Below are 12,782 nucleotides of genomic sequence, written 5' to 3' on the forward strand. Positions count from 1 at the left end.
GTCGTCCGGCCGGACCGTTCGTCAGGAGGGGGCGTGCACGCGCTGCTGCGCGGCGACGAGCCCGAGCTCCACGATCGCCTCGACCGCGTCGGCGCCGTCGGCGAGCAGGTTCGGGAGCGTCTTCTTCTCGGTCGGCGAGAAGTCGCGGAGGACGTAGTCGGCAGGGTCCTGGCGCCCCGGGGGACGGCCGATGCCGATCCGCACGCGGGAGAACTCGTTGGTGCCCGTCGCCTTGATGATGTCGCGCAGGCCGTTGTGTCCGCCGTGCCCGCCGCTGCCCTTGAGCCGGACGGTGTCGAACGGCAGGTCCAGCTCGTCGTGCACGACGATGAGGGACTCCGGCGTCGCGCTGTAGAACCCGAGGACCGACGAGACGGGTCCCCCGGAGGTGTTCATGAACGACCCCGGCTTGGCGAGCACCAGGCGGGGCCCCCCGGGCCCCAGGCGGCCTTCGGCGACCTGGTTCGGGGTCTTGTGCTTCTTGAACGTCGTGCCCATGCGGGCGGCGAGTTCGTCGAGGACCATCTGACCGACGTTGTGGCGGTTGCCGGCGTAGCCGGGCCCGGGATTCCCGAGCCCGACCACGACGAACGTGTCGACCGTCATGCGTCCAGCGCCATCAGCGTCGACCAGATGTCCTCGGAGGGGTTACTCGGAGTCCGAAGCGCCGTCGGCACCCGACTCGGCGCCGGCCTCGGCCGAAGCAGCGTCGGCAGCGTCGTCGTCGGCGGTGCCACGCGGGGTGACGATCGCGACGACGAGCGCCTCGGGGTCGGTCTCGAGCTCGGCACCCTCGGGGAGCTCGAGCTGGGCGGCGTGGATCTGCACGCCGTCCTGGAGGTCCTCGACGTTGACGGTGACGTGCTCCGGGATGTCGGTCGCGAGCACCAGCAGCGAGACCGTGTTGAGGTCCTGCACGTGGATGGTGCCCGAGAAGGACTCGCCCTCGATGACGACGGGGACGTCGACGGTGACCTTCTCGCCGCGGCGGAGGACCACGAGGTCGATGTGCTCGATGATCTGACGCACCGGGTCACGCTGGACGTCCTTGACGAGGGCGAGCTGCGCCGCACCGTCGATGTCGAGGTCGACGACCGCGTTGGCGGTACGGACGAGGAGCATGGTCTCGTGGCCGGGCAGCGAGATGTGCTGCGGCTCGGTGCCGTGGCCGTAGACGACGGCGGGGATCTTGTCGGCGGCGCGGAGCTTGCGGGCAGCGCCCTTGCCGAACTTGGTGCGGACTTCCGCTGCGAGCTTGGTGTAGTCAGCCATGGTGTCTCCTGGTCTCGGGGACGACACCGGGGTGCCGGCATCGTGGGGGTCTGTGGTGTTGCAACTCGAACGCGTACACGCGTGAGGAACGCTCCCAGGACGGGGCCGGCTCTCCCACTGCGTCGATCACGGCCGCGCACGCGCGGCCCTCGCCGAAGTCAGTCACCGAGTCTAGCAGCACCCGTCCGGGCGTGTCGGACCGGCGTCAGCGGCCCACGGTCTTCCGGTGCTCCTGCGCGACCCGCAGGAGGTCGCGCGCGCGGTCGCTCGCGGCCTCGGCGTCGTCCCGGGTGCGCTCGAGGCGCTCGACCTCGGCCGTGGCGTCGGCGAGCTGGCGCTCGAGGTCGGCGCGGCGGTCCTCTGCGGTCGCGAGGTCGTCCGCCGCGGCGTCGAGTGCGGCGTCGGCGTCGCGGGATTCGGCCCGTGCGGCCGTCTCGGCCTCGCGGGCGGCGCGCCTCGCGGCGGCCGGGTCGGTCTTCGGCTCCGCCTTCGGCTTCGGCTTCGGCTTCGGCTCCGCCTTCGTTGCCGGCTCAGCCTTCGGCTTTGGTTCCGTCTCGGGCTTCGGCTCCGGGTGCGGGTCCGGCTCCGGCTCGGGTCGTGTCTGCCTGGAGGCGCGGCTCGCCTTCCGCGCGCGCCGCCCCTCCTCGATGGGGATGGGTGGGGCATCACTGCCCGACCAGGCGTCCGGCACCGCGTCCGGATCGGCGAGCGCCCCGTCGAGGTCGACGTCGTCGAACCCCGCGCTCTCGAGCGGCCGCACGAGGAGCCCCGACCGGACCGCGGCGCCGGCGTGCGGATCGGCCATCGCGGCCTCGATCGTGGCGCGGACCTGCTCGAGGACGGCCCGGGTCGCCGGGTGCCCGGCGTCGGACGCGAGGTCGGCCCCGGCCTGGGCGAGGGCATCGACCACGCCCGCGCGCTGCTTCCGGAGCCGCCGGATCTCGGCCGGGTCGGCGTCCGCCTGGGCCGCACGGATCGCCGGTCCGAGTTCGACCGCTTCGTCGAGCGCGCCCTGGTGTGCCAGCAGGTCTACCACCCACGCCGCAGGGGCCGGTTTGCGGAGCCCCCCGATCGCCGCCGCGAGCTCGCGGTCGTCCTTCCGCGCGGCACGCTGCCGTGCGGTGCGTTCGGCCACGAAGTCCGCAGGCGCGACGAGGAGCAGTTCCCTCGCCACGTCCGCGATCCCCATGCGGCCCAGCTTGCCCGCTACCAGTCGTGGACGGTGCCGTCGGCGAGCCGGTTGAACGGCAGGTACGCCTGCTCGTACGGGTACTTCCCGGCCTCGTCGACGTCGAGGCTGACCCCGAGGCCGGGCTCGTCGCCCGGGTGGAGGTAGCCGTCGGTGAACGTGAAGGTCTGGTGGAAGACCTGGTTCGTCTTCGGCCCGTGCTGCATGTACTCCTGGATGCCGAAGTTGTGGATCGCCAGGCCGAGGTGCATCTGCGCCGCGAGTCCCACCGGCGAGATGTCGGTCGGCCCGTGGAACCCGGACTTGATCTGGTACAGCGCGGCGTACTCCATCGTCTTCTTCAGCGGGGAGATGCCACCCATGTGCGTGACCGCCCCGCGCACGTAGTCGATGAGCTGGTCGCGGATGATGTCCTTGAAGTCCCAGACGGTGTTGAAGACCTCGCCGATCGCGAGCGGCGTCGTGGTGTGCTGCCGGACGAGCTTGAGGGCCTCCTGGTTCTCGGCCGGGGTGCAGTCCTCGAGCCAGAAGAGGTCGTACGGCTCGAGCGACTTGCCGAGCTTCGCGGCCTGCAGCGGCGTCATCCGGTGGTGGCCGTCGTGCAGCAGCGGCACCTCTGGTCCGAACTCGTTCCGGACCGCCTCGAACACGGTGGGGAGGTGGCGCATGTACGCCCGCGTGTCCCAGTCCTCCATGGCCGGGAACGCCCCGCGCTGCGCCGGCTCGAAGTCGTAGCGGACGCCGCTGTTGCCCTCGGTGGTCTTGTTCGACGCGATGCCGTAGATCGACTCGAGGCCCGGCACGCCCGTCTGCACGCGGATCGACCGGTAGCCCTCGGACTGGTGCTCGCGGATGGAGTCGAAGAGCTCGGGGAGTTCCTTCCCCGAGGCGTGCCCGTAGGCCATCAGCCCGGTGCGGGAGGCTCCGCCGAGCAGCTGGTAGACGGGCATCCCCGCGACCTTGCCCTTGATGTCCCAGAGGGCCATGTCGACGGCGGCGATCGCGGCCATCGTGACCGGACCCCGGCGCCAGTACGACGAGCGGTACAGGAACTGCCAGGCGTCCTCGATGCGGCTGGCGTCGCGGCCGACGAGCAGCGGCACGACGTGCTCGGACAGGTAGGCCGCGACGGCCAGCTCGCGGCCGTTGAGCGTGGCGTCGCCGAGTCCGGTGACGCCGTCGGCGGTGGTGAGCTTCAGCGTCACGAAGTTGCGGTTGGGGCTGGTGACGATGACCTCGGCACGGTCGATCAGCTGCCCGCGGTCCGCCGATGCCCAGGTGTCCGGGCGCCCGGCGGTCGGGTCGGTGGCCGATCCGCCGTCGGTTGCTCCGGGCACGGGTGCGGCCGGGTTCGTGGTGCTGGTGTCGGTCATGCGTGGACTCCTTCGTCGGCAGTGCCGCGGGCTGCGGCCGCGGCGGTGCGGATGCGGTCGGCCGCGGCGGTGACGGCCGCGACCACGGGGGTGGTGTCGAGGTCGGGGGCGATGACGGCCAGGACGTCGTGCACGTCCGAGTCTGGCCCGGGAGCCCCGGCGTCGCTCACGAGCTCGGGCTGCGCGGTGACGTGGAGCCACCACGCCGCGATGGCCGTCGCGGCGCCGGGGCCGATGCCGGCGGACGGGTCCCGCTGGAGCCAGCGCCGGAGCACGTCGACGACGCGGACGGGCAGTTTCTCGGAGCCGCCGGACGCGATCTGCCGCAGGGTGTGCCGGATGCGCGGGTTCGCGAACCGCTCGACGAGCGCGGCGCGGGCGGCCGTGACCTCGTCGGCGGGGAGCGGGAGTTCCGCCGCGGCCTCGTCCCAGAGGGCGTCGACGGCGGCTCGGCAGACCGGGTCCGCCATCGCGTCGGCGACGGTCTCGTGGCCACGCAGCAGCCCGAGGTACGCGAGGAGCGAGTGCGAGCCGTTCAGCAGCCAGAGCTTCCGCTGCTCGTACGGCGTGACGTCGTCGACGATGCGCACGCCGGCGGTCTCCCACGCGGGGCGCTCGATCCCGTCGAAGGCGTCCTCGAGCACCCACTCCGCGAAGGGCTCGGTGACGACGGGGACCCGGTCGCCGGCGAGCGCTCCCGGCAGGGCGGCGAGGCCCTCGACGTCGGCGTCGGTGGTCGCAGGCGTGATCCGGTCGACCATCGACGACGGGAACGAGACGTTCGCCTCGATCCACGCGCGCAGGTCGGGGTCGGTGGCGGCACCCAGCACGGCCTCGCGCAGCACGCCACCGTTGTGCGTCAGGTTGTCGAGGCTGACCAGCGCGATGCGCCCGCCTCCGGCCGTGCGCCGGGCGTCGAGCCCCGCGACCAACCGGGCGGGGACGTCGGAACCGGACCGGTAGCCCTGCTCGGTGACCGTCAGCGTCACGATGGTGGTCTCCGGGGACGCGACCACGTGCCTCCAGGCCGCGTCGTCACTGCCCGGGTGGGCGGCCACGATCGTGTCGACCACCTCGGCGTCGTCGCCGGACGCAGCACGCGTGACCAGGGTGTACCGGCAGTCCTGCGCGGTGAGGGCGTCCGCCGCCGCGGGCGAGCGGCCGGTGAAGGCCGTGATGCCCCACGGGTCCCCCGTGGTGTGGGCCGTGTACCAGGCGAGGTGGGCGCGCGCGAACGCACCCACCCCGAGGTGGGCAATGCCGGCGCGGCGATCGGTCATGCCGACACCGGCACGAGCGAGCGCAGGTACGCGAGGTTGTCGGCGGTCCGGGTCTCGAGCGGGAGGTCGGTGGAGAAGTCCTCGATGGTGACCCAGCCGTCGTACCCGACCTGCCGGAGGGCGTCGAGGTACTCGGAGACGGAGGCCTGGCCGCTGCGGAGCGGCGCCCACTCGTTCACCCAGATCGTGCTGCCGTCGGACCGGGTGTCCCCCGTGTCGACCCAGCGGGCGTTCTTCACGTGGGCGTGGGCGAGGTACGGGCCGAGCATCTCGAACGCGGCGAGGTGGTCTTCCTGCCCCTCGATCACGAGGTTGCCGAGGTCGTGGATGACCCCGACGTGCGCCGGGTCGAGCCCGTCGATCAACCGCAGTGCGGCCGAGGCCGACGGCGTGATCGTCATGTGGTGCAGCTCGACCAGGGCCTTCACCCCGAGTTCGGCCGCGCGGTCGGCCGCCCACTCCAGGTCGGCACGGGTGCGGTCGAAGAGCTCTCCGTACGTCGCGCCGCTGCGTTCCTTCTCGGCGCGGTAGTTCGGCATCGTCACCCGCACCTGCCGGGCACCGAGTTCGCTCGTCACCCGGAGCATCGTCTCGACGCCGTCGTGGTCCGACGCCTGCTGGTAGCCGCCGATGCCGGAGTACTCGAGGCCGGCGGCGTCGGTGACCCGGGCGATCTCGCCGACCTGGTCCTGGATGCCGGTGAACTGCCACGTCGACTTGTTGCCGGCCCAGAACGACCGGCCTGCGGGTACCTCGACGCCGTCGGCGGGGCGGTCGTCGACGACGCGCCACTCGATGCCGTCCCAGCCCTGTGCGGCCAGCGTCGAAGCGGCCTGCGACGGGGTCCAGTCGGGCGTGGACGCGGTGAAGACGGAGAACTTCATCGGGTGGCTCCTTCGGTTGCTGCGGCGGTTGCGGGCGTGCCGACGACCGGGACGACGTCGTCGTACTTCCCCTCGATCACGTCGTCGATGCGGACGGGCTGGCCGAGCGTCGCGCTGACGTAGAGGCCGCGGACCGTCGCGAGCGACACCAGGGCAGCGTCGACGGTGACCCCGGGCTCGCGGCCCTCGCGGATCGCGGCGACGATGTCGGTGTACTGGCGGCCGTGTCCCGCCGCGAAGTGGTCCGGTTCGGCCGGGCCGCCGACGACGTGCTCCGGGGGGACCACGTCGTCCTTCTGGTCGACGGCCCCCGCGACGGCGCTGGCGTTCGACGTGGTGGACGCGGACTCGAGCGTCGCGGCGTCCGGGGCGATGTGGAAGTACGCGAGCCGGTCGTCGTCGACGATCGCGGAACCGTGCGTGCCGTAGACGGCGTAGCGGGCGGAGAGGCCCGGGTAGGCGGCGGTCGTGCAGTGGATGACGCCGAGCGCACCGCCGGCGAACCGGACCGTGGCGACCGCGGTGTCCTCGACCTCGATGCGGTCGTGCGCGAGCAGCCCGACCTGCGCCGAGATCTCCACCGGACGGCCGAGCGCCCAGACGAGCAGGTCGACGGTGTGCACGCCCTGGTTCATCACCGCGCCGCCGCCGTCGAGCGCCCAGGTGCCGCGCCAGTCGCCGGAGTCGTAGTAGCCCTGCGACCGGTACCAGGCGACGCTCGCCAGGCCCGAGGTCACGGTGCCGAACCCGCCGTCGTGCGCCGCCGCTGCGACCGCGGCCGACGCCGGGTCGAACCGGTGCTGGCTGATGACGCTCGTGACGAGTCCGCGGTCACGGGCCGACGCGGCGAGCGCGGCGATCTGCCGGGCCCGGGGCATCGTGGTGTCGAGCGGCTTCTCGATGACGACGTGCTTGCCCGCGGCGAGGGCCGCCTCGGCGAGCTGGACGTGCATGCCGGACGGCGAGCAGATCGCGACGACGTCGATGTCGGTCTGCTCGATCGCTTCCTCGATGGTGGACGTGGTGATCGGACGGTCGACGCCCATCGCCTCGATCTCGTCGGCGGCACTGGTGGCCGCTGCGGGGATCGCGTCGACGAGGGCCACGACCCGCAGGTCCGGATGGTGGACCGCGACCTTGGCGTGGTGGCGTCCGATGACGCCGGCGCCGACGACGGCGAGGCGGAGCGGGGCGGCTTCGTGAGGGGTGGTCATCGCAGGGTGACTCCGATCTGGTCGGTGAGCGTGCGGAAGGCGCGGCCGGCGCGGCCGAACGCCGCGGGGCCGGAGAACCCGCCGAGGGAGGTGAAGTCGCTGAGGTGCGGCTCGAGCGAGGCGTAGCCGGAGTACCCGGCGTCGCGGAGGGCGGTCAGGGTCTCGACGAGTTCGCCGTCGCCCTCGCCCGCGGGGACCACCGACGAGTCGGCAGCGAGGGCGTCCTTGACCTGCAGGTAGTCGACGTAGGGGGCGAGCTGGGCCCAGCCGTCGGTGAACGGTCGGACGCCGCACTGCACGTAGTTCGCGTTGTCCCAGGCGAGCCGGAGCGCCGGCGACCCGACGCTCTCGACGATGTCGAGCACGCGCGAGGGGACGTCGCCGTAGATGTCCTTCTCGTTCTCGTGCAGGAGCGTCACGCCTTCCTGCGCAGCGAGGTCGGCGAGGGCCCGCATCCGGACGAGGACGTCGTCGCGGACGTCCTCCGGGCGGCGGCCCTCGAAGTAGAACGAGAAGATCCGGATGTTCGTCGTGCCGAGGGCGTGGGCCGCGGCGATGGCGCGTGCGAGTCGCGCGACCTCGTGCTCGACGGGTTCGTCGACGGACACCTTGCCGATCGGCGAGGCGATGGCGGACACGGTCTGGCCGCGCTCCTCGAACAGGCGGTGCAGGCCGGCGAGCTGGTCCTCGTCGAGGTCGACGACGTTCACGCCCCAGGCGCTGCGGACCTCGATCGCGCTGGCCCCCAGCGCCTGGAGGACCGCGACCTGGGTCGCGGGGTCGGCGTCGATCTCGTCGCCGAAACCGGAGAGTTCCCAACTGGGCTGGGTCATTGCATTCCCTTCATGACGGCAGTCTGGAGGCGCGGGGCGGGCTGGCACCGCGCCTCCAGGCAGTCTGTGGACAAGTCGGCAGACTCCACAGCGCTACTTGACGGAACCGGCGGTGAGACCGCCGACCAGGTAGCGCTGGAAGATCAGGTAGAGGGCGACCACCGGCACGGCGCAGACGATCGAGGCGGCCATCATCTGGCCGTAGATCGGGACGGCGCCGCCCTCCTGGGTGGTGCCGAGCACCTGCAGGACCACGGCGACCGTGCGCGTGTTCGGGGTCGTCATGATCGTCGAGAACAGGACGTCGTTCCAGCCGAGCAGGAACGCGAAGATCGCCGACACGACGATCCCGGGCCACGACAGCGGCAGGACGATCTTGGTGAGGATCTTCGTCGAGCTGGCGCCGTCGATGCGGGCGGCCTCCTCGAGTTCCTTCGGCAGGCCGCGGAGGTACGTGACCATCGCCCAGGTCGAGAACGGCAGGGCGAACGTCAGGTACGTGACGAACAGACCCCACCGGGTGCCGATGATCTGCACGCCGGTCGCACTGGCGATGTTCGAGAACACCACGAACACCGGCAGCAGCAGGAGCGTGCCGGGGATCGACTGCAGGGCGAGGAGCCCGCGGAGGATCGTCAGGCGGCCGAGGAACCGGAAGCGGACGAGCACGTACGCGGTGGACACGGCGAGCGCGGCACTCGCGACGGCGACGGCACCGGCGGTGAGCATCGAGTTCACGAGCCCCTCGCCGAGCGCGACCGTCGACCAGATGTCCACGTAGTTCGACAGCGTGAACTCGGACGGGAAGTACTCGCCGCGAGCCACCGCGACGTCGGAGTTCACCGAGCCGAACAGGATGTAGAGCACCGGGACGGCGATGAACGCGATGATGACCGCGATGACGGTGACGAGGAGCCAGCGCGGCAGCAGCCGTGTGACGTCGGTGTCGTAGGGGCGCTTCTGGCGTCGGCCGCGGTCGCCGGTCGTGATGCTCTCGGTGAGCGTCGCGGTGGGACGGGTGCGGGTGCTGAAGGACGTGCTCGGTGTGGTCATGCGCGTGCTCCGTCGATGTCGGCCACGGTCGGGGTGGCGGCGAGCGTCGCGCGGTCGGCCCGGCGCTGCTTCCGGTTGGGGCCCGCGTCGTCACCGGTGTCGAGCTTGACCGCCCGCAGGTAGACGAACAGCGGGATGGCGACGATCACGAGCGAGCAGATCGCCATCGCGGCGGACAGGCCGAAGCGGAACGACTGGAAGCTGGCGATGTACGTCAGGACGGGCATCACCTCGACGCTCGAGGGCAGTGGGACGCCGAACAGGACGAACGGCAGCGTGAAGTTGTTGATGTTGTGCAGGATCGAGATGATGATCGCGAGCGAGAGCGGGCCGCGCAGGTACGGGAAGATGATGTAGCGGAGCTTCGCCCACCAGGTGACACCGTCGAGCGCGGCGGCTTCGTGCACCTCGTTGTCGACGGCCTGCAGCCCGGCGAGGGAGAGCAGGTAGACGAACGGCCAGCTCGTCCAGACCATCACCCCGGCGAGCGCCCAGTACGACGCCGAACCGTTCAGCCAGAGCACGTCGGTGTGCAGGATCGAGTTCACGACGCCCTGCGGCTGCAGCATCGTGCGGAAGAACGTGCCGACGACGAAGGCCGGGAGCACGTACGGGATCAGGTAGACCGAGCGGACGAGTCCGCGGCCGGGGAACCGGTTCTGCGTGGAGATCGCGGCGGCGACCCCGATCGGCACGGTGACCGCGGTGACGAGCACCGACAGCGACACCGAGATCCAGATCGAGTGCAGCAGGGGCGAGTCCGTGAAGGCCTCGGCGAAGTTCGCGAACCCGATGAAGGGTGCACTGAACCACTGACGAAGCGTGTACTGGTCGAGGTCGAGCATCGCGATGTACACGCCCACCAGGAGCGGCACCACGATGACGGCGAGCATGAGGACGCCGCCGGGCAGGAGCATCCACAGTGGACGCTCGCGCTTGTACAGGGGGGTCTTGCCGACGGGACGGACCGTCTCGGCGCGTTGCTCGGGGCGGGTCTGCGTACTGGTCATCACAGGCCTCCGTTCTTCTGACGGTCGAGCGTGGACTGGGCGTCCTTCTGGGCGTCCTGCAGGCGCTTCCGGAGCTGGTCGTCGGTGACCTCGCCGCTCTTCAGCGACGGGATGGACTGCACGACGACGTCCACGAGCGAGAGCTGGATGTCCGACCAGGCACCGGTGAAGGCGGTCGGCTTCGAGAGCTTCCCGGCGTCGATGATCGGCTTGAGCTGCGGGTTGTCGGCCGCGAGTTGCGCTGCGGCGTCGGCGTTCGTCGGCAGGTTGCCGAACAGGCGGTAGTACTCGAGCTGGGCCTTCGGCGCGCTGAGCTGCTTGATGAAGTCGAACGACAGGTCCTGCTTCTTGCCGTAGTCGGCGACGACCCAGTTGTCGCCGGACAGGATGCTGGCGGCGTCGATGCCGTCGGACGGGCGCGACGTGGCTCCCGGCGGGACCGTCGGCAGCAGTGCGAACTCGTACTTGCCGTCGACCTTCGTGTTCTTGAACGAGTTGATCGCGGTGGTCGTGGTCATCGGGAAGAAGGCGGCCTTGCCGTCGGTGAACTGCGCGAGGGCCTGGGCGTTGTTCCACCCGATCGCGGCCTTGTCGACGACGCCGTCCTTCGTCACCCAGTCGAAGTAGGTGCGGTACGCGTTCGCGACGGCGTCCGAGTCGATCTCGGCCTTGCCGTTCGCCGACACGATCGTGTTGCCGGCGTTCTGCGCCATGCCCCACACGAACTTCCACGGGTCGAAGCCGTCGGCGTAGGCGACGGCCATGCCGTGGTGGCCGTCACCCGTGGTCGCCTTGGCGTCCGCGGTGAGCTGGTCCCAGGTGGTGGGCATCTCGTCGATGCCGGCCTGTGCGAGCAGGTCCTTGTTGACCGCCATCACGAACGGGCGGCTGGCGAAGGGGATGCCGATCTGCTTCGAGGCGCTCGGGCCGGAGATGCCGAACGACGCCGGATCGAACTGGTCCTTCCCGCCGATCGCGTTCCACTGCTTCTTCCCCATCTCGACGAAGGCGCCGGTGGCGTACGCGGTCGGGGTGAAGGTGGTGCCGATCGCGTAGACGTCGGGGCCCTGCCCCGAGATGACGCTCGTCTGGATCGCGGTCAGTTCCTCCTGCGCGGAGGAGTAGGTCTCCCACTGGATGTCGGCCCCGGTGGTGCGCTTGAACTCGGCGGCGGTGTCCTGCTGCCACTGCTTGCGTTCCTTCGGGTACGTGGTGTCCGCGCCCATCATGACGCGGAGGGTGTTCGGGTCGTCGCCGCTGCCGTTCACCACGGCGCATCCCTGCAGGGACAGCGCGGCGAGGGCGACCACGGCGACGGCACCGACCAGGGTGCGTGTCCTGAGTCTTCCTGTGCTCATGCGGGGGTTTCCTCCTCGAGACCTCCACCCGGGAGCGACGCTGCAGCCCGGGTGCCGGGTGGTCCTGCCCCCGGCGTGGTGACCACTGTTCCCCGCGTGGCAACATCCGGCAACCGGTTGCCACTTGTTGCCACACCGGCCTACGTTCGGCAGCGTGAGCAGCGCAGACACCGACGTCACCGCCGACGCCACGGCGGCGGGCACCGGCCCCGCCGCAGCGGCGGGTACGGCGGCGGGCACCGGCCCGGCCGCTTCCGCGGGGACGGGCACCGGCCACGCCACGGACACGTCCCGACGGGTGACCATCCGGGACGTCGCCGACGCGACCGGCGTCGCCCCGTCCACGGTCTCCCGTGCGCTCTCGCTCCCCGACCGGGTGAACCACGCCACGCAGCAGCGCATCCAGCAGGCCGCCCGCGAACTCGGCTACGTCCCGAACTCGCAGGCCCGGGCCCTGACGTCCGGTCGCACCCGGGCGGTCGCCGTGCTCGTGTCCGACATCACGAACCCCTTCTACTTCGACGTCATCCGCGGCACGCAGCACCAGCTCGCCGGCGCCGGGTGGACGCAGCTCCTCGTCGACACCGAGGAGTCCGCCGACGCCGAGATGGCCGCCCTCAGCGCCATCGCCGGGAAGGCCGACGGCGCCGTCCTCACCGCGTCCCGCCTGTCCGACGCGCAGATCGCCCGGTTCGCCGAACGGACCCCGCTCGTCGTCGTGAACCGCCGACCGGCCGGGGTGCCCTCCGTCCTCATCGACACCCCCGGCGGCGTCGAGCAGGCCGTGCAGCACCTCGTCTCGCTCGGACACCGGGACGTCCTCTACATCGCCGGACCCGACAGCTCGTGGTCGAACGAGCGCCGCTGGCGGGCACTCGTCCGGGTCGCCAAGCGCCTCGAGGTCCGCGTCGCCCGGGTCGGCCCGCACGCCCCGTTCGTCGACTCCGGCGCCGCGGCTGCCGACGCCGCCGTGCACGCCGGCGCGACCGCGTGCATCGCCTTCAACGACCTCATCGCGATCGGCATGCTCGCCCGGCTCCGGGAGCGCGGGGTCCGCGTCCCCGAGGACATGAGCATCGTCGGCTGCGACGACATCTTCGGCGCCGACTTCTGCAACCCGCCGCTCACCACCATGACCTCCCCCATCGAACGGGCCGGCCGCGTGGCGATCCGGATGCTCCTCGGGCGCCTCGGCGCGATCCCGGCCGACGAGCTGCCCGGCGAGCACATGAGCGGCGCGGTCGCCCTGCCCACGCACCTCACCGTCCGCGAGTCGACCGGCCCCGCGCCGGCCTCGCACCACCGTCCGTCCTGAA

At 71.4% G+C, this 12,782-nt stretch carries 12 protein-coding genes; 1 reads left to right on the plus strand and 11 read right to left on the minus strand.

The window, feature by feature from the left end; all coding sequences use genetic code 11:
- Window positions 1–21 precede the first annotated feature (21 nt).
- The 11 genes from pth to EDF64_RS01700 all read right to left on the minus strand — a co-directional run bounded on the left by pth (window position 22) and on the right by EDF64_RS01700 (window position 11,466).
- Window positions 22–606: an aminoacyl-tRNA hydrolase gene (gene pth, locus EDF64_RS01655; RefSeq protein ID WP_133518354.1), complete on the minus strand. Its 585-nt coding sequence runs from the start codon at window positions 604–606 to the stop codon at window positions 22–24.
- Window positions 607–648: 42 nt separating this feature from the next.
- Window positions 649–1,272, minus strand: coding sequence for a 50S ribosomal protein L25/general stress protein Ctc (locus EDF64_RS01660; protein WP_133518355.1), 624 nt, complete (start codon window positions 1,270–1,272; stop codon window positions 649–651).
- Between the two features lie 205 nt (window positions 1,273–1,477).
- Window positions 1,478–2,461 carry a hypothetical protein gene (locus EDF64_RS18045; RefSeq protein WP_166645555.1) on the minus strand — a complete coding sequence of 328 codons (984 nt, stop codon included), beginning with the start codon at window positions 2,459–2,461 and terminating at the stop codon, window positions 1,478–1,480.
- A 17-nt stretch (window positions 2,462–2,478) separates the two neighbouring features.
- Window positions 2,479–3,834 (minus strand): D-mannonate dehydratase ManD, encoded by a 1,356-nt coding sequence (manD, locus tag EDF64_RS01665; RefSeq protein ID WP_243736197.1) that lies wholly within the window; start codon window positions 3,832–3,834, stop codon window positions 2,479–2,481.
- The gene (locus EDF64_RS01670) at window positions 3,831–5,114 is read right to left on the minus strand and encodes a mannitol dehydrogenase family protein (protein ID WP_133518356.1); all 1,284 of its coding nucleotides are present in this window, start codon (window positions 5,112–5,114) and stop codon (window positions 3,831–3,833) included. The genes manD and EDF64_RS01670 overlap by 4 nt, the downstream gene beginning before the upstream one ends.
- Window positions 5,111–5,998 carry a sugar phosphate isomerase/epimerase family protein gene (locus EDF64_RS01675; RefSeq protein ID WP_133518357.1) on the minus strand — a complete coding sequence of 296 codons (888 nt, stop codon included), beginning with the start codon at window positions 5,996–5,998 and terminating at the stop codon, window positions 5,111–5,113. The genes EDF64_RS01670 and EDF64_RS01675 overlap by 4 nt, the downstream gene beginning before the upstream one ends.
- Window positions 5,995–7,212 (minus strand): Gfo/Idh/MocA family oxidoreductase, encoded by a 1,218-nt coding sequence (locus EDF64_RS01680; protein ID WP_133518358.1) that lies wholly within the window; start codon window positions 7,210–7,212, stop codon window positions 5,995–5,997. The genes EDF64_RS01675 and EDF64_RS01680 overlap by 4 nt, the downstream gene beginning before the upstream one ends.
- Entirely contained in the window at window positions 7,209–8,045 is an 837-nt protein-coding gene (locus EDF64_RS01685; RefSeq protein ID WP_133518359.1) for a sugar phosphate isomerase/epimerase family protein, read from the minus strand. Before EDF64_RS01685 ends, EDF64_RS01680 begins: the two co-directional genes overlap by 4 nt.
- A 93-nt stretch (window positions 8,046–8,138) precedes the next feature.
- A complete protein-coding gene (locus EDF64_RS01690; RefSeq protein ID WP_208108799.1) occupies window positions 8,139–9,098 on the minus strand; it encodes a carbohydrate ABC transporter permease in 960 nt (319 codons plus the stop codon).
- Window positions 9,095–10,108, minus strand: coding sequence for a carbohydrate ABC transporter permease (locus EDF64_RS01695; RefSeq protein WP_133518360.1), 1,014 nt, complete (start codon window positions 10,106–10,108; stop codon window positions 9,095–9,097). Before EDF64_RS01695 ends, EDF64_RS01690 begins: the two co-directional genes overlap by 4 nt.
- Window positions 10,108–11,466, minus strand: a complete 1,359-nt coding sequence (locus EDF64_RS01700; protein ID WP_208108800.1) for an ABC transporter substrate-binding protein — start codon at window positions 11,464–11,466, stop codon at window positions 10,108–10,110. Before EDF64_RS01700 ends, EDF64_RS01695 begins: the two co-directional genes overlap by 1 nt.
- Window positions 11,467–11,764: 298 nt before the next feature.
- On the opposite strand from EDF64_RS01700, the gene EDF64_RS01705 reads away from it, so the two are divergent.
- Window positions 11,765–12,781, plus strand: a complete 1,017-nt coding sequence (locus tag EDF64_RS01705) for a LacI family DNA-binding transcriptional regulator (RefSeq protein ID WP_133518560.1) — start codon at window positions 11,765–11,767, stop codon at window positions 12,779–12,781.
- Window position 12,782: the final 1 nt, after the last annotated feature.

The sequence above is a fragment of the Curtobacterium flaccumfaciens genome (assembly GCF_004361695.1).
Taxonomy (GTDB): Bacteria; Actinomycetota; Actinomycetes; order Actinomycetales; family Microbacteriaceae; genus Curtobacterium; species Curtobacterium flaccumfaciens_B.